This is a genomic window from Streptomyces sp. NPDC047081, assembly GCF_040643775.1.
Lineage (GTDB): Bacteria > Actinomycetota > Actinomycetes > Streptomycetales > Streptomycetaceae > Streptomyces.
On the sequence record NZ_JBEYUY010000027.1, the window covers coordinates 121,171 to 139,055 of the forward strand.

15 protein-coding genes are annotated in these 17,885 nt (G+C 68.7%); 5 read left to right on the forward strand and 10 right to left on the reverse strand.

The features are described from left to right. Positions 1 to 261: 261 nt before the first annotated feature. From ABZ848_RS37900 to ABZ848_RS37910, 3 genes are all read left to right on the forward strand, one after another. Positions 262 to 894: a DUF6230 family protein gene (locus ABZ848_RS37900; RefSeq protein ID WP_242766357.1), complete on the forward strand. Its 633-nt coding sequence runs from the start codon at positions 262 to 264 to the stop codon at positions 892 to 894. A gap of 143 nt (positions 895 to 1,037) precedes the next feature. Further along, entirely contained in the window at positions 1,038 to 1,601 is a 564-nt protein-coding gene (locus ABZ848_RS37905; RefSeq protein ID WP_360839342.1) for a DUF6114 domain-containing protein, read from the forward strand. Continuing rightward, on the forward strand, positions 1,591 to 2,877 hold the full coding sequence (locus ABZ848_RS37910; protein ID WP_360839343.1) for a hypothetical protein: 1,287 nt from the start codon (positions 1,591 to 1,593) through the stop codon (positions 2,875 to 2,877). Before ABZ848_RS37905 ends, ABZ848_RS37910 begins: the two co-directional genes overlap by 11 nt. A gap of 107 nt (positions 2,878 to 2,984) precedes the next feature. Here ABZ848_RS37910 and pyk read toward each other — a convergent pair whose 3' ends face one another. The 3 genes from pyk to pta all read right to left on the reverse strand — a co-directional run bounded on the left by pyk (position 2,985) and on the right by pta (position 7,812). After that, positions 2,985 to 4,412, reverse strand: a complete 1,428-nt coding sequence (gene pyk, locus ABZ848_RS37915) for a pyruvate kinase (RefSeq protein WP_360839344.1) — start codon at positions 4,410 to 4,412, stop codon at positions 2,985 to 2,987. Between the two features lie 95 nt (positions 4,413 to 4,507). Further along, positions 4,508 to 5,725, reverse strand: a complete 1,218-nt coding sequence (locus ABZ848_RS37920; protein WP_360839346.1) for an acetate kinase — start codon at positions 5,723 to 5,725, stop codon at positions 4,508 to 4,510. Continuing rightward, on the reverse strand, positions 5,722 to 7,812 hold the full coding sequence (gene pta / locus ABZ848_RS37925) for a phosphate acetyltransferase (protein WP_360839348.1): 2,091 nt from the start codon (positions 7,810 to 7,812) through the stop codon (positions 5,722 to 5,724). Before pta ends, ABZ848_RS37920 begins: the two co-directional genes overlap by 4 nt. A 241-nt stretch (positions 7,813 to 8,053) precedes the next feature. On the opposite strand from pta, the gene ABZ848_RS37930 reads away from it, so the two are divergent. Next, positions 8,054 to 9,079, forward strand: a complete 1,026-nt coding sequence (locus tag ABZ848_RS37930) for an ATP-dependent 6-phosphofructokinase (protein ID WP_360839350.1) — start codon at positions 8,054 to 8,056, stop codon at positions 9,077 to 9,079. Between the two features lie 34 nt (positions 9,080 to 9,113). On the opposite strand, the gene ABZ848_RS37935 is transcribed toward ABZ848_RS37930, so the two are convergent. The 7 genes from ABZ848_RS37935 to ABZ848_RS37965 all read right to left on the reverse strand — a co-directional run bounded on the left by ABZ848_RS37935 (position 9,114) and on the right by ABZ848_RS37965 (position 16,936). Further along, positions 9,114 to 9,848, reverse strand: coding sequence for an XRE family transcriptional regulator (locus ABZ848_RS37935; RefSeq protein WP_360839406.1), 735 nt, complete (start codon positions 9,846 to 9,848; stop codon positions 9,114 to 9,116). 475 nt (positions 9,849 to 10,323) lie between these two features. After that, on the reverse strand, positions 10,324 to 11,187 hold the full coding sequence (locus ABZ848_RS37940; RefSeq protein WP_360839351.1) for a carbohydrate ABC transporter permease: 864 nt from the start codon (positions 11,185 to 11,187) through the stop codon (positions 10,324 to 10,326). A gap of 6 nt (positions 11,188 to 11,193) precedes the next feature. Continuing rightward, the gene (locus ABZ848_RS37945; RefSeq protein WP_360839353.1) at positions 11,194 to 12,144 is read right to left on the reverse strand and encodes a sugar ABC transporter permease; all 951 of its coding nucleotides are present in this window, start codon (positions 12,142 to 12,144) and stop codon (positions 11,194 to 11,196) included. A gap of 16 nt (positions 12,145 to 12,160) precedes the next feature. After that, complete coding sequence (locus ABZ848_RS37950; protein WP_360839355.1) at positions 12,161 to 13,558, reverse strand: extracellular solute-binding protein; 1,398 nt, start codon at positions 13,556 to 13,558, stop codon at positions 12,161 to 12,163. Between the two features lie 68 nt (positions 13,559 to 13,626). Then, the gene (locus ABZ848_RS37955) at positions 13,627 to 15,627 is read right to left on the reverse strand and encodes a tetratricopeptide repeat protein (protein WP_360839407.1); all 2,001 of its coding nucleotides are present in this window, start codon (positions 15,625 to 15,627) and stop codon (positions 13,627 to 13,629) included. Positions 15,628 to 15,690: 63 nt separating this feature from the next. Further along, positions 15,691 to 16,560, reverse strand: a complete 870-nt coding sequence (locus ABZ848_RS37960; RefSeq protein ID WP_360839356.1) for a 5'-methylthioadenosine/S-adenosylhomocysteine nucleosidase — start codon at positions 16,558 to 16,560, stop codon at positions 15,691 to 15,693. Positions 16,561 to 16,624: 64 nt separating this feature from the next. Further along, the gene (locus ABZ848_RS37965; protein WP_360839358.1) at positions 16,625 to 16,936 is read right to left on the reverse strand and encodes a hypothetical protein; all 312 of its coding nucleotides are present in this window, start codon (positions 16,934 to 16,936) and stop codon (positions 16,625 to 16,627) included. A gap of 344 nt (positions 16,937 to 17,280) precedes the next feature. Between ABZ848_RS37965 and ABZ848_RS37970 the strand changes: the two genes are divergently transcribed. Continuing rightward, positions 17,281 to 17,817 (forward strand): hypothetical protein, encoded by a 537-nt coding sequence (locus tag ABZ848_RS37970; RefSeq protein WP_360839359.1) that lies wholly within the window; start codon positions 17,281 to 17,283, stop codon positions 17,815 to 17,817. The last annotated feature ends 68 nt before the right edge of the window (positions 17,818 to 17,885 follow it).

Here is a 17,885-nt window from a genome sequence, read left to right on the forward strand (position 1 = left end):
GCGTCACTGGCGCCGGCTCTTGGGCAGGGGGGTCTTCGCCGGTTCGGCGAAGCCTGTCCAGCAAGGTTGTGCGTGATGCGTGTCAGGCGCGACCAGTGGTTGTCGCTCGGGGGTGATCGCCGGTGATCGGTGCGCGGTTCGCGCCTCCGAGTGCAGGCGCTCTCCTTCCCGAGGACGTAGCACTTCTCCCATCCCTGCCCGGCTGAGCCGCCAACTGGGGGCAGTCAGGGTCAGGAGATGTACGTCCGAGAAGGAGGAAATATGGAGTCCCAGGTGCGTGGCGGGACCAGATGGAAGCGGTTCGCTGTGGTCATGGTGCCCAGCGTCGCCGCTACGGCCGCGATAGGTGTCGCCCTCGCGCAGGGCGCTCTCGCCGCGTCGTTCAGCGTGTCCGGCCAGCAGTTCAAGGTCACGGCCGACCAGCTGACGGGTACCGGCTTCGCTCAGTACGGTGCCGTTGACTCGGGGTACACCCTCGACGGCAAGAAGACGGCCCACCCGGTCGCGGTCTCGGCGTTCAAGTCCGCGTCCATCAAGGGCCTGTGCCAGTCCGTGGTCACCCCGGACATCCCGATCATCGGCAGCGTCAGCCTGATCCTGAAGGCGGGCGGCGGTGACACGCCGGTCGAGGCCGACAACCTCTACATCGACCTCGACGACCTGAGCGCCGACGCGACGTTCAAGAACATCGACATCGGTGTGGCCGCCGGAAGCGCCAGCAAGGGCCCCGGCATCAAGAGCGGTGACACCGCGAACCCGTACGGATTCGCGCAGCAGGCCGAGTCGGCCACGCTGACCGGCGTGAAGCAGACGGCGTGGGCGACCACCGCCGGAACCTTCAAGCTCAGCGGGCTGAAGATGTCCGTCTCGACGGGTGTCAAGGAGTGCTACTAAGCACTCGCTGACGGGCGGGGGAGCCGATGGCGCCCCCGCCCGTCCACCTTCCAGCACTTTCTTCACACCGCGTACAACTCACCACCACAGCACCACCACCAGCACCACCGCCACAGCAAAGCCGCACCAGGGAGCTGTTTTCCATGAGCGCCGAGACTCCTGCCGTGTCCCCCGGCCAGTTCAGCAGCCGGAGGACGCAGTTCCGCGCCTGGCGGGGCACACGGCCGTTCTGGGCCGGCCTCTTCGTCATGCTCGCCGGTCTCCCCATCGCGTACTTCCCCTACGCCCACCTCCAAGTGGGCCATCTGACGCTGGCGATGGCCACCACGGCGGGCGCCGGGTCCCTGATCATCGGCGTGCTGCTCGTCGTACTGGGCTTCAGTCTCTGGTTCCAGAAGCACGTACGGACCTTCGCGGGCGTCGCGGCGATCCTGCTGGGTCTGGTGTCCATCCCCGTGTCCAACCTCGGCGGCTTCCTGATGGGCTTCCTGCTCGCCCTGGTCGGCGGCGCGATGGCCGTGGCGTGGGCGCCGGGCGAGCCGCCGGCCGAGGCCGCGCAGGAGGAGCCGCCCGCCACGGGCGGTGCCCCGGAGGCCGCGGCCCCGGACCCGGACACCACCATCCTCAAGCCCGTGGTGGGCGAGCCGAACGATCTGTCAGGAACGAGCCCGGCGAACGGGGCGAACGGGAGGCACAGTGCCGGCTGACGAGGTGACCCACGGGACTGATGTGGACGAGTCCCGTGTGAGAACCGGGCCGCGCCATGCGGCACCCAAGAAGCCGCTGTTCACCAGGTTCCACATGCCCGCCGGCAAGGCGATAGCCACGGTGGCGATGCCGACCGCGGTCCTGATGGGAATGGGCTTCACGTCCTCGCTCGCGCTCGCCGACAGCGGCGGCTCCTCGTCCGCGAAGAGCCTGACCGCCGACGAGTACAAGGACTGTGTCGCCGCGCTGGACGACTCCTCGGCCTCGCCGTCGCCGTCCGCCTCGGCGAGTTCGTCGGCCGACGAGTCGACGCCGTCGCCGTCCGCGTCCGCGGACACGTCGAAGGACTCGTCGGACTCGGGCTCGTCCTCTTCGTCGGATTCAGGTTCCGACGACAAGGCGACGCCCACGCCGTCCGCGTCGGAGAGCAAGTCGTCCGAGAGCACCGCCACGCCGACCCCCTCGGCGTCGGCGAGCAGCACGAGCGGCGGTCTGCTGGACGACATCGGCAACACGATCGGCGACATCCTGACCGGCGGCAGCAGCTCCTCGTCGTCGAGCGCGACGCCGTCCGCCTCGGCGTCGCCCTCGGCGAGCGCCACCACGGACTCGTCGGACTCGAGCGTGTCCGACACGGTCAAGGACACGACCAAGAAGGTCACCGACACCGTCAAGGACACCACCGACACGGCCACCAAGGCGGCGGACAGCGCCACCAAGGCGGTCGAGGAAGCGGCCGACGCGGCCACCTCCTCCGCGAGTCCGTCGGCGAGTTCGAGCACGGACGCCGAGGACTGCCCGGCCGCGACCGACGACACCAGCGGTGTCGACAACAAGGTGGCGGTGGCGGACGATCCCTGGTACCTCAGCGCCAGCTCGCTGCTGCTGAAGAGCGCCGACTACCAGGGCATCGTCGAGGTGAAGACGGCCAACGGCACCACCAAGAAGGTGCTGAAGTACGTCATCTCCGGCGGCACCGACATCGGCGACCTGCACCAGACGGTCAAGGACACCTCGCAGAACAAGACCTACCACGTGCAGGCCGCCTCGGGGTCGACGTCGACCATCCGCGACGGCGACACCACGATGTACACGGAGTCCATCTCCGGGAACCTGTTCGGGCTGATCCCGATCACGTTCAGCCCCGACAACCCGCCGCCGCTGAACATCCCGCTGATCTACTTCACCAACGTGAAGGTCGTCCAGGCCGCGCAGTTCGGCGGCACCCTGCACGTGCCCGGCATGCATGTGTACACGACCGACGGAACCGGCTGAGCGCCGCCACAGACCCGTTCGGGAGCCGCACACGCCTGAGGGCGCCCCCCTTGCCGGGGGGCGCCCTCAGCGCCGTACAGGAGGCTTCAAGAGCCCTTGCGGGACAGTCAGTTGCCCGCGCCGCCCATGTGGTGGACGCGGAGCATGTTGGTGGTGCCGGGGACGCCGGGGGGCGAGCCGGCGGTGATGATGACGATGTCGCCCGGGTTGAAGCGGTTGATCTTGGCGATCTCCTGGTCGACCATGTCGACCATCTCGTCCGTGGTGTTCACGAACGGCACCACGTGCGACTCCACGCCCCAGCTGAGCGTCAGCTGGTTGCGGGTGCCCTCGTCGGTGGTGAAGGCGATGATCGGCTGCTGGGCGCGGTAGCGCGACAGACGGCGGGCGGTGTCGCCGGACTGGGTGAAGGCGACCAGGCCGCGGCCGCCGAGGAAGTCGGCGATCTCGCACGCGGCGCGGGCGACCGAACCGCCCTGCGTACGCGGCTTCTTGCCCGGCACCAGCGGCTGCAGGCCCTTGCTCATCAGCTCCTGCTCGGCCGCGGCGACGATCTTCGACATCGTCTTCACGGTCTCCACCGGGTAGGCGCCCACGGAGGACTCCGCCGACAGCATGACCGCGTCCGCGCCGTCCAGGATCGCGTTGGCCACGTCGGAGGCCTCGGCGCGGGTGGGGCGGGAGTTGGTGATCATCGACTCCATCATCTGGGTCGCCACGATCACCGGCTTCGCGTTGCGCCGGCACAGCTCGATGAGGCGCTTCTGCACCATCGGGACCTTCTCGAGCGGGTACTCGACGGCCAGGTCGCCGCGGGCCACCATGACGGCGTCGAACGCCATCACGACGTCCTCCATGTTGTCCACCGCCTGCGGCTTCTCCACCTTGGCGATGACCGGGACGCGGCGCCCCTCCTCGTCCATCACGCGGTGGACGTCCTCGACGTCCTTGGCGTCGCGGACGAAGGACAGCGCGACCATGTCGGCGCCCATGCGCAGCGCGAAGCGGAGGTCCTCGACGTCCTTCTCGGACAGCGCCGGCACGTTGACCGCCGCGCCGGGCAGGTTGATGCCCTTGTGGTCGGAGACGACACCGCCCTCGATGACGATCGTCTTGACCCGCGGGCCCTCGACCTCCAGCACCTTCAGCTCGACGTTGCCGTCGTTGATCAGGATCTGGTCGCCGCGGGCGACGTCATCGGGCAGGCCCTTGTACGTCGTACCGCAGATGGTCCTGTCACCCGGGACGTCCTCGACGGTGATGACGAACTCGTCACCGCGCTCGAGCTCGACCGGACCCTCGGCGAAGGTCTCCAGGCGGATCTTCGGGCCCTGCAGGTCGGCGAGGACACCGATGGCCCGGCCGGTCTCCTTGGCCGCGGCCCGGACGCGGTCGTACCGCCCCTGGTGCTCGGCGTGGGTGCCGTGGCTGAAGTTGAAACGGGCCACGTTCATTCCGGCCTCGATCATCGAGACCAGCATTTCGTGGGAGTCGACCGCGGGGCCGAGAGTACAGACGATTTTCGAACGGCGCATGGGGCGATCCTATCGGTTTGTTTCGCCGCGGAATATTCCGTCTGGCGGAAGATACAAATGGGCGGAGCGGTGCTCGTTTGCCGGTTACCGCTCGGTCACTTCTTTTCCGCAGGGCGGACCAGGGCATAGGTCTGCGTCGCGATTTCCAGTTCTTCGTCGGTCGGCACCACGGCCACCTTCACCCTCGCGTCCTCGGGCGAGATCAGCCGCGGCTCGTCACTTCGTACGGCGTTCAGCGCGCCGTCGACCGCCAGGCCCAGGGTCTCCAGGCCCGCGACGGCCGCCGCCCGCACCGGCGCCGCGTTCTCGCCGACCCCGGCCGTGAACGCGATCGCGTCCACCGTACCGAGCACGGCGTAATAGGCGCCGATGTACTTCTTCAGGCGGTGAATGTAGATGTCGAAGGCGAGCCGGGCGGCCTCGTCGCCCTCGTCGATCCGGCGCCGTATCTCCCGCATGTCGTTGTCGCCGCACAGGCCGACGAGCCCGCTCTTCTTGTTGAGAAGAGTGTCGATTTCATCGATGGACATTCCGCCAACTCGCGCCAAATGGAAGATGACGGCCGGATCCAGGTCACCGGAGCGGGTACCCATCACGAGCCCCTCCAAGGGCGTCAGCCCCATGGAGGTGTCCACGCACCGCCCGCCCCGGACCGCCGACGCGGACGCGCCGTTGCCCAGATGCAGCACGATGACGTTGACCTCCTCCGGCGCCCTGCCGAGCAGCTCGGCGGTGGCCCGGGAGACGTACGCGTGCGAGGTGCCGTGGAAGCCGTACCGCCGGACTCTGTGCTCGTCGGCGGTCTCGACGTCGATCGCGTAGCGCGCGGCCGACTCGGGCATCGTCGTGTGGAACGCGGTGTCGAAGACGGCGACCTGGGGGAGGTCCGGGCGCAGCGCCATGGCCGTGCGGATGCCGGTGAGGTTGGCCGGGTTGTGCAGCGGTGCGACCGGGATCAGCCGCTCGATCTCGGCGAGCACGGCGCCGTCGACGACGGTCGGCTCGGTGAAGGCCTTCCCGCCGTGCACGACCCGGTGGCCTATCGCGGCCAGCTCCGGGGAGTCCAGCCCCAGCCCGTCCTTGGCCAGCTCCTCCGACACCGCCTTCAGCGCGGCGTCGTGGTCGGCGATCGGGCCGGTCCACTCCCGCGCCTCCCCGCCCGTCGCCAGCGGGGTGTGCTTGAGCCGGGAGGTCTCCTCGCCGATCCGCTCGACGATGCCCAGGGCCAGCCGGCTGCCGTCCGCCATGTCGAGCAGCTGGTACTTCACCGACGAGGAGCCGGAGTTGAGGACGAGGACTCGGGTCGCGCTCACTGGACGATTGCCTTCTCGGTCGGGTTCTGGGCCTGGATCGCCGTGATGGCGACGGTGTTGACGATGTCCGAGACCAGGGCGCCCCGGGACAGGTCGTTGACCGGCTTGCGCAGGCCCTGCAGCACCGGGCCGACGGCGATCGCGCCGGCCGAACGCTGCACGGCCTTGTACGTGTTGTTACCTGTATTGAGGTCCGGAAAGATCAGAACCGTTGCCTGTCCGGCCACTTCGGACTCCGGCAGCTTGGTCCGGGCGACCGTCGGCTCCACGGCCGCGTCGTACTGGATCGGCCCCTCGATCTTCAGGTCGGGCCGCCGCTCGCGCACCAGCTCGGTGGCCTCCCGCACCTTGTCGACGTCGGCGCCCGAGCCCGACGTACCGGTGGAGTACGACAGCATCGCGATCCGCGGCTCCACGCCGAACCGCTCGGCGGTGGTGGCCGACTGGACGGCGATGTCGGCGAGCTGCTGTGCGTCCGGGTCGGGGTTGACCGCGCAGTCGCCGTAGACGAGGACCTTGTCGGCGAGGCACATGAAGAAGACCGACGAGACGATGTCGGCGTCCGGCCTGGTCTTGATGATCTCGAAGGCCGGGCGGATGGTCGCGGCCGTGGAGTGCACGGAACCCGACACCATGCCGTCGGCGAGGCCCTCCTGGACCATCAGGGTCCCGAAGTAGTTCACGTCGCTCACGACGTCGTACGCCAGCTCCACCGTCACGCCCTTGTGGGCGCGGAAGCCGGCGTACTTCTCGGCGAAGGAGTCGCGCAGCTCGCTGGTGGCCGGGTCGATCAGCTGGGAGTCGCCCAGGTCGATGCCGAGGTCGGCGGCCTTCTTGCGGATCTGGTCGACCGGGCCGAGCAGGGTGAGGTCGCAGATGCCGCGGCGCAGCAGCACCTCGGCCGCGTGCAGGATGCGCTCCTCGGTGCCCTCCGGGAGGACGACCCGGCGCTTGTCGGAGCGGGCCTGTTCGAGCAGCTGGTGCTCGAACATCATCGGGGTGAGGCGGTCGCTGCTCGGCGCCGAGACCCGCCCCAGCAGGTCCCCGGTGTCGACGTACCGCTCGAAGAGGCCCAGCGCGGTCTCCGCCTTCCTGGGCGTCGCCGCGTTCAACTTCCCTTCCAGCGAGAAGAGTTGCTCCGCCGTCGGGAAGCTCATGCCGGGCACCGAGAGCACCGGGGTGCCGGGGGCGAGCCGGGCGGCGAGGGTGAGGACGTCGTCGCCGGGGGCCTCGCCCAGGGTGAGCAGCACGCCGGCTATCGGCGGGGTGCTGGCGCTGTGCGCGGCGAGCGAGCCGATCACCAGGTCGGCGCGGTCGCCCGGGGTGACGACCAGACAGCCCGGGGTCAGGGCGGTGAGGAACTTCGGCAGCATCGCGCCGCCGAAGACGAAGTCCAGCGCGTCCCGGGCGAGCCCCGAGTCGTCGCCCAGCACCACCTTGGCGTCCAGCGCCTGGGCGATCTGCGAGACGGTGGGCGCGGACAGCGCCGGCTCGTCCGGTACGACGTAACAGGGCACCGGCAGCCGGGAGTCGAGCTTGCCCGCTATCTCGTCGCGGTCCTCGCGGGCGACCCGGTTGGTGACCATGGCGAGCACGTCGCAGCCGAGGCCGTCGTAGGCGCGGAAGGCGTTGCGGGTCTCGGCGAGCACGGACTCCGCGGGCTGCTTGCGGCCGCCGACCACCGGGATCACGGAGGCGCCGAACTCGTTGGCGAGGCGGGCGTTGAGGGAGAGCTCGTCGGGGAGCTGGGTGTCGGCGAAGTCCGTGCCGAGGACGAGGACGACGTCGTAGTCCCGCGCGACGACATGGAAGCGGTCGACGAGCGTGGACACCAGCTCGTCGCTGCCGCGCTCGGCCTGCAGGGCGGACGCCTCGTGGTAGTCCATGCCGTAGACGGTGGCCGGGTCCTGGGACAGCCGGTAGCGGGCGCGCAGCAGCTCGAACAGCCGGTCGGGCTGGTGGTGGACGAGCGGCCGGAACACCCCCACCCGGTCGACCTGGCGGGTCAGGAGCTCCATGACTCCCAGCTCGACGACCTGGCGGCCGTCGCCGCGGTCGATTCCGGTCACGTATACGCTGCGCGTCACGTGTGCTCTCCGTTTCGCGTCCTCGACGTCATAAAAATCGCCCACCGAGGTGAGCAGAACCCTCTTGACAATACCCCTGGCGGTGGTTAAGACGCCCGTCAGCATCGGGGCAGACCGGGGCGGACCGGTTGCTCCGATAGGGGCAATCGGGTTATAGGCGGCAGATGCGACATCGTCCTCCGCGGCATGAAACAATCGCACTGGCTCACCGGTATCGACACCGAGCAGGAGACACAGCCAGATGCGCATCGGAGTTCTCACCGCAGGCGGCGACTGCCCCGGCCTGAACGCCGTGATCCGGTCGGTCGTGCACCGCGCCGTAGACAACTACGGCGACGAGGTGATCGGTTTCGAGGACGGTTACGCCGGCCTGCTCGACGGGCGCTACCGCGGCCTCGACCTGGAATCCGTCAGCGGCATCCTGGCCCGCGGCGGCACCATCCTCGGCTCCTCCCGCCTGGAGCGCGACCGGCTGCGCGAGGCCTGCGAGCGCGCCGAGGACATGGTCGAGGCCTTCGGTATCGACGCGCTCATCCCGATCGGTGGCGAGGGCACGCTGACGGCGGCCCGGATGCTGTCCGACGCCGGCCTCCCGGTGGTCGGCGTCCCGAAGACGATCGACAACGACATCTCCTCCACGGACCGCACCTTCGGCTTCGACACCGCGGTCGGCGTCGCCACGGAGGCGATGGACCGCCTCAAGACGACCGCCGAGTCCCACCAGCGCGTGATGGTCGTCGAGGTCATGGGCCGGCACGCGGGCTGGATCGCGCTGGAGTCCGGCATGGCGGCCGGCGCGCACGGCATCTGCCTGCCCGAGCGTCCCTTCGACCCGGCCGACCTGGTCAAGATGGTCGAGGAGCGCTTCGCGCGCGGCAAGAAGTTCGCGGTCGTCTGCGTCGCCGAGGGTGCGCACCCCGCCGAGGGCTCCATGGACTACGGCCACGGCGAGATCGACCAGTTCGGCCACGAGCGCTTCCAGGGCATCGGCACGGCACTGGCGTACGAGCTGGAGCGCCGCCTCGGCAAGGAGGCCAAGCCGGTCATCCTCGGCCACGTCCAGCGCGGTGGCGTACCGACGGCGTACGACCGTGTCCTCGCGACCCGCTTCGGCTGGCACGCGGTGGAGGCGGCGCACCGGGGCGAGTTCGGCAAGATGACGGCGCTCAAGGGCACGGACATCCTGATGGTGCCGCTGGCGGAGGCGGTGACGGAGCTGAAGACCGTGCCGAAGGACCGGATGGACGAGGCGGAGTCGGTCTTCTAGGGCCCTCGGCAGGGCCTCGGCGGCGTCGTCGGGACTACTCGGTGTTGTCCTGGACCGCGGCCCAGAAGTGGTCGACGATCCGGTCCAGGAAGTCCCGTCCGGCGTCGCTCGAATCGCTCGCCGCGTGGCCGTCGCCCCAGCTCAGCGAGGCGACCATCTGCCCCTGGTAGTCCTGGTGAAGCTGCTGGAGGGTGCCCTCCACCAGACGCCGGTCCAGGGGCACGATCTTGCCCACCGGACGCACGTACGCCTGCCATCGCGTGCCGACGGCGCTTCGCAGCAGCTCGGCGAGCCTGCCCTCGCGTCCGGTGACGGTGACGAAGTCGGGGAGCGAGAGTTCGAGGAGCTCGGCGAGGGCGGCGGACTGACGGTCGTTGCCGCGCCAGGAGTTGTGCTCCTCCATGTTCAGGTACGCGAGCGGTTCGAGACCGGCGGCACGGGCCACGTCCTCGGGGGCGAGGCCGCGGGCGATGCGGTGCTCGCGCAAGGTCCGCGGCCGGCCGAGGAGTTCGGCGGGGGAGCACCACAACGCACCGGCGAGGGCGGTGAGTTCGAGGCTGGTGGGGGAGACCAGCCCGCGTTCCCAGGCGAGGACGAGGTCCGGGGTGACGTAGGGGAGTCCGTACGAGGTGCGCAGCCCGTGGGCCACGTGCTCGGGGCCCATGTCGAGGGCGGCGCGCAGCCGGCGGGCGGCGGGGGCGTCGAAGGGCGGGGCGGGTTGTGGGGGACGGTGGGGGTGGTTCGGGCGGTGTGGGTGGGGGGACGGCAGGTGGTGGTACGGCTCGGGTCGATACGGCTGGTGGGGTGGCGGCTGGTGGGGCGGGGGTTGGGGTGACGGTTGGCGCACGGGGCACAACGTAGGGCGACCGGGGTGGGCTGACTACGGTCTGTTCGGCCAGGATCACGGATTGTAGGAACGTACGGATTCGGCCGCGTGTGCGGGATGTGAGCGGTGGCCGAAGATCGTCTGCCGGGCGGTCGGATGTGCTCGCGGGGGTGGTGCCGGGTCGTCCGGACGGGCCCGGCCGGCAGGTGGTGAATTTGTGAATGTCAAGGTCGATGGGCATATGCGCGACGGTCTGCAGGCCTCCTGGCAGCTGGCATCCCGGGCAGCCGGCCCCGGACGGCGTGCCGCGGGGTTCGCCGCTGCGGACGGACGTCGAAGATGAGTTCGCCATGGCCGAGGCCTCGAACGGCCGCGTGGAGATCGACAACCCGCGGCTCAATCCCGACGCCCGCCGACCTCACCCCTTGACCGCCCCGCCCAGTGCGAACCCTCCGCCCAGCCGCCGGGCGATCAGCAGGTACAGCAGGATCACCGGCGTCGAGTAGACGATCGAGAAGGCGGCGAGCTGGCCGTACGCCACCATGCCGCGGTTTCCGAAGAACTCGTTGATGCTCACGCTCGCCGGCATCTGGTCGGGGGTGAGCAGGAGCATGAAGGGGACGAAGAAGTTGCCCCACATCAGGACGAACGAGAAGACGGTGACCACCGCGACGCCGGGGCCCATCAGAGGCAGGACGATGCGGACCAGGGACTGGAGGGAGTTCGCGCCGTCGGTCCAGGCCGCCTCCTCCAGTTCCTTCGGCACGCCGTCCATGAAGTTCTTCATCAGCCAGATGGCGAAGGGGAGTTGGGAGGCGGTGAAGAAGAAGATCACCCCTTGCGCGGTGTCGATCAGATCGACCCGGACGAACAGGGCGTACACCGGAACCATGATCGCCGTGATCGGCAGGCTCGTCGCGAAGAGGATCGTCAGGAGGAAGGGGCGGTTCAGGCGGGAGCGGAAGCGGGAGAGGGGGTACGCCGCCAGGGCCGCGCAGACGACCGTGAGCAGCGTCGCCCCGCCGCACAGGATCAGGCTGTTGAGCAGCGGAGTGAAGGTGATGTCCGAGGTGAGGATCGCGTCGAAGTTGTCGAGGGTGAGCCCGTCGGGGACCTTCACCCGCAGGTCGGCGTGCGGGTCCACGGAGGAGAGCAGGACCCAGGCGAGGGGGAGTACGAAGGCGGCGGCGACGACCAACAGGCCCGCGTCCGCGGCGAGTCGGCGGGTACGGCGGCGGGCCGCGAGGGTGGGGACCGTGGTGCGGGGCGTGGCGGTGGCCATCGGTGATCAGACCTCCGTTCGCAGCAGACGCAGATAGACGAGCGAGAAGAGGGAGCCGACGAGGAGGAGAAGCAGCGCGACTGCCGTTCCGTAGCCGATCATGCTGTTCTGGAAGGCCTGTTCGTACATGAACAGGGGGAGGGTCTGGCTCTTGTTTCCCGGGCCGCCTCTCGTCATCACCCAGATCAGACCGAAGACCGACAGGGTCTGCAGGGTGTTGAGCATCAGGTTGGTGCCGATGGAACGGCGGATCATCGGCAGGGTGATGTGCCACATCCGGCGCCAGCCGCCCGCGCCGTCCACCTCCGCCGCCTCGTTGATCTCGCTCGGGATCTCGTTCAGCGCGGCCGAGTAGACCAGCATCGAGAAGGCGGTCCCGCGCCAGACGTTCGCGAAGGACACCGCGAGGATCGGGAGGGTGAACAGCCAGTTCTGGGACGGGAGATGGAGCCAGTCCAGGATGGCGTTGAGGGTGCCCTCCTTGCGGAAGAAGGCGTACAGCAGGAAGCCGGCGACGACCTCCGGCAGCACCCACGCCGTGATGACGATGCCGCCGGTGAGGGTGCGCACCGGCTTCGAGGCGCGCTGCATCAGCGCGGCCAGCGCGAGCCCGAGGGTGTTCTGCCCGAGCAGCGAGGACACGACGGTGAACACCAGCGTCAGCCATACGGCGTTGAGGAACTCCTCGTCCCGGAAGGCCTTGCGGAAGTTGGCGAGGCCGACGAAGGAGGAGTGGGCCTGGCCGGTGAGCTGGAGGTCGGTGAAGGCGATGTAGGCGCAGTAGGCGATCGGGCCGGCGAGGAAGAGGAGCAGGAGGACGACGGCGGGCGAGAGGGGGAGCACCCGGGCGAGTGCGCGGAGCAACTTCCCGCGCCTGGAGGGGAGTTCGGCCGGACGGCCCGGAGGCGCCTTGAGGGTCTCCGGACCTCCGGTCGCGTGCGGTGCGGCGGCGGTCATACGTGCCCTCCGCCGCTCACTTCTTGACGACCTGGTTGTCGGTGGCGTCCTTGAGGGCGTCGTCGTAACCGCTCGCGGCCTTGTCGACGGACGTGTCACCGGTGGTCACGCCCTCCATGGCCTCCTGGATGGCGGTGGAGACCTTCGGGTAGGCCGGGTAGGCGGGCCGGTAGTGCGTGCTGGCGACGAGGTCGGTGAAGAACTTGATGCCGGGCTGGGCCTTGGCGTAGGCGGGGTCGGCGGCCACGTCCTTGCGCACCGAGATACCGGAGTTGGCGATGTACCACTTCTTCGCGTTGGCCTCGGTCTGCATCGTCTTGATGAAGTCGAAGGCGAGGTCGGGGTTGCCGGCCTTGCTGGGGATCGCCCAGGTCCAGCCGCCGGACATGCTCACCTTGCCGGGGGCCTGGCCGTGCTGGGTGGGCATGTACGCGAGGCCCAACTCCTTGGACCAGTCGGCCCATTCACGCCCGCTGCCCTTCAACCAGGCCTGCGGGAGCCAGGAGCCGTCGAGGTCGATGCCGATCTTGCCCTGGGGGAGGAGGTCGCTGTTGACGGTGACGGCGTAGTTGGGGTCGAGGGCGTCGGAGACGTCGGGGCCGAGCTTCTGCTTGTAGACGGTCTCGACGAAGGAGAGGGCGTCCCTGAAGCCCTGGCTTCCGGCGATCCACTTCTTCGACGCCTTGTCGTACAGGGGGTCCGTGGTGCCGCCGTTGGTCTCGTCCGTGCCGTACAGGAGCATCTCGAACCCCTGCATGGTGGCCCGTTCGCCGGCCGGCTTGCCGGTGTAGACGTTGAGGGGGGTGACGCCGGGCACCTTCTGCTTGATGGTGCGGGCGGCGGCGAGGACCTCGTCCCAGTTCTTCGGCTGCCAGTTCATCGGCAGGCCGGCCTTCTTGAACACCCGCTTGTCGAACCAGAGCCCTCGGGTGTCCGTCCCGTCCGGGACGCCGTACGTCTTCCCGTCCTCGGCCTTGGCGGCGGTCCTGGCCGTGTCGATGAACTGACTCCAGTCGGGCCACTTCGCGAGATACGGGTCGAGGGGCTTCAAGTACCCGCTGGTGATGTCGGAGTTGATGAGGAAGGTGTCCTCGTAGACCAGGTCCGGGGCGGTCTTGGGGGAGCGGAGCATCTGCTGGACCTTGGTGTAGTACTCCGAGTCCGGGGCCTTGATGGGGACGAGCTCGACCTTCTTGCCGGGGTACTTCTTCTCGAACTGCTTCTTGATGTCCGCGAGGTAGTCGTCCATCACGTGGATCGAGTTGTCCGTGGACTGCTTGAAGGAGACCTTGACGGTGTCGGGGCTGCTGCCGGAACCGGTGCCGCAGGCGGTGAGGGCGGTTGCGGCGACGGTGAGGGTGAGGACGAGGCGAACGGTGAGGTGGGGGCGGGCGGCGGTGGGGCGCACGGGCATGACCTCCAGCGGCTTCACTTCGTTGTGGCCGGGATGACTGCCCGGTGAACGTAAGTGGAGTGGTCTAGTCAGGTCAATGTGTGTGCGGCGGATTGGGCTCGGGCGGCGTCAGCGGGGGAGTTGGATCGGGTGTAGGCGTCGGCGGCTTGGAGGTAGTGGGTTCTGGCTTCGGGGGTGTTGCCGACAGAGTGGTACATGCGGGCGAGGTCGAATGCGGCATCAGCGGCGTCGGCCCAGTCGCCGATGTCCAGGAACTTGCCGAGAGCTGTTGTGCTCGCGTTGATCCCCTCGTGCGTCCGGGACGCAATGTGCAGGGCCCAACCGAGGAAGGACCATGCGAGGGCTTCACCGGCGAGGTCACCGAGGGCGTGATGTAGATCGCGTGATCGGGTGTACGCGTCGATGGCCTCGGTCAGCTGGCCGGCTTGCTCGCGCACACTGCCAAGGCTTATCAATGCCGCAGCCTCGCCTGCGACATGCCCGGATGCCCGGTGTAGATCGAGCGCAAGGGACAAGGCTTCCGCAGCCTCTGGTAACTGGCCCAGCTCGTGCCGAGCTTGTCCGATGTTGTGCCAGGCACTTGCCACGCTGCCGGGAGATTGGGATGTTTCCCAGAGTTCGCGAGCGCGGAGATGTGCGTCCATGGCCTCTGCCATACGCTCACGCCTCCGCAGGGCAAAGCCGAGACTGTTCAAGATGCTTGCCTCGGCGGTGCGGTCGCCCAAGCGGCCTGCCGCTTCATGGGCGGCGGAGCTGATGATGATCCAATCATCAAAATAGCGGCGCCAGTTCAGGCTGTACTCCATCAAGTGCAGTGCCAGATTGACAGCGTGTGTGTCGCTTGCCCACGGAACTGCAGCTGTCAAGCCGACCCGTTCCTGATCCAGCCAGGCCAGCGCCTCCGCGAGTGATTTGAAGACGGTGGGTCGGCTATTGTCCCTCCAACGCCTGCCGATGTGGGCGTCAGCCTCCTGCACGCGGCCGCAGTAGAAATCCAACAACCGTTCCCGCGCCGTTTCCCCTTCCTCTTGGAGATCCGTGTTCGCGGCCACCACGTCGGCGCCGAAGGCGCGCACCAGGTCGTGCAGCCGCCACCGGATGGCACCCGCCGCTGCGGCAGCCGAGATGAGGCCTACGGCAGCAAGGGACTCCAAGAGGCTGATTGCCGTAGGCGGATCCAGGTCTGCCAGGGCCGCCACCGCCTCAGTGCCGGTGTCCGTACCGGGAGCCAGCGCGAGCAGGCGCAGTAGCCGGGCTTGCTCACGGGACAGGCGGTGGTACGAAACATCGAGGATCGGTCGGAGGGCGAGCGAACGGCCGTACTGGTCAGTGCTTCCACTGCCACCGTCGAGGAAGAGCGTCGGATCCCCTGTGTCTCTGATCTCAGTCACCAGGGATGAGATGTCTCGCTGCCGACGCCGACGCAGCATCGCGGCGGCGATCTGGAGTGCCAGAGGCAAGTGGCCGCAGAGGTCGGCCAGTTCGCGGAGTGCCTCGGGCTCGCGTTCTGGGCGGTCGTCGCGCTCGTCGGTGTAGTGCAGGGCGCGCGCCACCAGGGCGACAGAGTCGTCAGGGTCAAGCGTCCCAAGGTCGATGAGACGTACGGCCAGGGTGTCCGGACGATCCCGGGAGGTGATGAGTACCCGGTGGCGGTCCGTGCCGGGCAGTAGCGGTAAGTACTGCGACGGGTCCGACGCGTTGTCCAGGACGAGCAGCATTCGGTCATGCCGTTCTGCAAGGAGTGCGCGGTAGGCGTCGTACTGACGCTCCGTCGTGGTCGGTAGATCCCGATCCCGTATACCGAGCGCGTCGAGCAACGCCAGCACCGCTTGATCAGCTGTCGCGGGATCATCGTCGTACCCCCGCAGATCCACGAACAATGTCCCGCCCGGGAACCAGCCGCTCCCAATCGCCCGATGCGCCGCCTCCACCGCCAGCGCCGTCTTGCCGATGCCGCCCATGCCGGTGACGGCGAAGATGAGCAGCGGGAGTGCGGCCGTGTCGTTCTCGCTCGGTGCGAGGTGGGGGAGCAGGCGGTCCAGTTCGGCTGAGCGGCCGGTGAAGCCCAGGGGCGGGGCGGCAGTGTGGCCGTGGCGCGTGGGACCGGGCCGTGGGTGGTGCCGCTCCTACTTCTACCCCTGCCTCTTTCCGACGACGGGTCCATGGAAGGTCCCGCCCCTGAAGTCGATGTGGTCTCCGCCGTACGTCGTTCCGGTGTCGTCCCCGCGGCGATGGGGACCCTCCTCGGGGTCGGCGTGACCGGAGGACGCCCCCTTTCGCGGCCGGTGTTTCCGCAGTACCGCCACCGCCACCGAGGCGGCTTGCTCGGCGGCCTGCTTCTGGGATCCCCCGGCGTCGGCCCTGCGCTTGCCGGCATTGGCCCGGTCGCTGATCCCGCGGATGACGATCGCGTCCAACTGGCCGTTCAGATGGGCTGCGTGAGCCGCGCCCGACCCCTCCATCTCGATCGCCGCCGCGTCGTTGTAGTGCTCGCGCAGATGCCGGGCGATCTCGGAGCGGGAGTCCGCCAGGACCACGTCCCCGGCGGCGATCGGCTTGAAGTGAGACCGGACGTCCGGCATGTCCCGCACCGCCGAACGAGCCGCCTGCACAAGGGCGTTCGAGCCGGGCCATGCCTCGGGACGGACCAGGAAACCCTGGGGGGTCTGCTTGCCGCCATGGATGCCGTACACCTTCGTACCGATGACGACGTCGCCGATCCCGACGTCGTCCTTGAGGCTGCCGGCGACGCCGACGAAGAGGACCGCCTGCGGGCGGAGCCAGGAGATGATCTGCGTGGTGAGAGCGGCGGAGTTCACCGCGCCTTCGCCCAACTCCGCGACGGCCACCGTGCAGTCCGTGCCGTCGAGGCGGCCGTACTCGACTCGGGTTCCGTCCTCGTGGACCAGTTCCTCGCGGTCGGTGAGGTGGTCGCGCACGGCCGTGTACTCGAGCGCGAGGGCGGTGAGGATCACGGCGGTGGGCCGCGGTGAGTTCGGCACACTTTGACGGTACTGCCAAGTGGCGGCTTCTGGAGGGATGTTGGCCGTTGGCCTGAAGGGCCGGTCAGACGGTGATGAGGCCGATCGCAGGCTGCTGCGGTAGGTCCAGAGCGGCGGCGCAGAGCTTCGGTGTGTGGGAGCTGTCGGACGTCACCAGCCGTACGGGTGGTGCGCACAAGGCCGCGGTAGCGACGACGACGGCGTCGACGAGGCACTCGTGCCCGTCCAGGCCGGTCGAGTCCAGGAGACGACCTGCGGCTTGCAGCACCACGTCGTCGACCGGTCTGACATCGAACCGTGACAGCACGAAGGCGAGACGCTTGCCCGCCTGGCCCGTGTGGCGGACCTCAAGCGGAGTGAGAGCGGACAGCGCCACCCGCCGGCCGTTTTCCTCTGCGGCCTTGATCCGCGCACGCGCCCATGGGGTTCACCTTGGTCCACCGTGACGCGTTTGCTAACCATTCGGACTCCGCCTGCCGGAGAACGTCGTCGCCGACGGGTCCGAAGTCGCGTTCGTCGCTGTCTTCGGCCTCGCGGAGCTTGGCCATGGCGAGCCGATGCTCCAGAACCTCGGTCACGACTGCCGAGAACCCGGCCTTTCCCGCGCTGTGGAGGGCATGGCATGGGTGCTCATACCGGAAGACCTATGACGAGTGGTAGCCAAAAAGCTTCCTCGATCTACGATGATGCAGGTCAGCTCAGGTCCAGGAGGGGGACGGCATGCCGGAGCGGGATGTGAGTGTCGGGCAGTTGCTGCTCGCCGAGTACCAGGCGATCAAGGACGAGCAGAAGGCGCGGATCGGGTTCCGGGACAACTTGCTGTACGTGACGCTGGCCGTCGTCGCCGCGGTCATCGCGGCCGCCGCGCAGGCGAAGCAGGCGTCGATGTTGCTGGCCTTGCCGCCGGTGTGTGTCGTGCTCGGGTGGACGTATCTCGTGAACGACCAGAAGATCTCGGCTATCGGTACGTACGTGCGGGATGAACTCGGGCCCCGGCTGACGGAGTTGGCCGAGCCGGGTGGGGGTGTCGAGGTGTTCCGGTGGGAGACGGCCCATCGGGGGGATGCGCGGCGGAGGTCGCGGAAGGCCACGCAGTTGGTGGTGGATCTGCTCGCGTTCTGCGGGGTGCCGTTGGCGGCGCTGGTGGTGTTCTGGGCGGCCGGCGGGGAGGGGCTGCTGGTCGCGCTTTCGGGGCTGGAGGCACTGGCCGTGGGCGGGCTCGCCGCGCAGGTGGGTTGGTACGCGAAGGGGGCGTGAACTGCCGTGCAACGCCCTACCTTTGGTGTGCGGGCTTGAGCTTGTCGACGGGGGCGAGCGCCGGGTAC

Excerpts from the sequence above, each read along its gene's own strand:
- ABZ848_RS37900 (WP_242766357.1), top strand. The coding sequence starts at position 262 with ATGGAGTCCCAGGTGCGTGGCGGGACCAGATGGAAGCGGTTCGCTGTG.
- ABZ848_RS37940 (WP_360839351.1), bottom strand. The coding sequence starts at position 11,187 with ATGGCCACCGCCACGCCCCGCACCACGGTCCCCACCCTCGCGGCCCGC.
- ABZ848_RS37950 (WP_360839355.1), bottom strand. The coding sequence starts at position 13,558 with ATGCCCGTGCGCCCCACCGCCGCCCGCCCCCACCTCACCGTTCGCCTC.
- ABZ848_RS37905 (WP_360839342.1), top strand. The coding sequence starts at position 1,038 with ATGAGCGCCGAGACTCCTGCCGTGTCCCCCGGCCAGTTCAGCAGCCGG.
- ABZ848_RS37970 (WP_360839359.1), top strand. The coding sequence starts at position 17,281 with ATGCCGGAGCGGGATGTGAGTGTCGGGCAGTTGCTGCTCGCCGAGTAC.
- ABZ848_RS37930 (WP_360839350.1), top strand. The coding sequence starts at position 8,054 with ATGCGCATCGGAGTTCTCACCGCAGGCGGCGACTGCCCCGGCCTGAAC.
- ABZ848_RS37945 (WP_360839353.1), bottom strand. The coding sequence starts at position 12,144 with ATGACCGCCGCCGCACCGCACGCGACCGGAGGTCCGGAGACCCTCAAG.
- pyk (WP_360839344.1), bottom strand. The coding sequence starts at position 4,412 with ATGCGCCGTTCGAAAATCGTCTGTACTCTCGGCCCCGCGGTCGACTCC.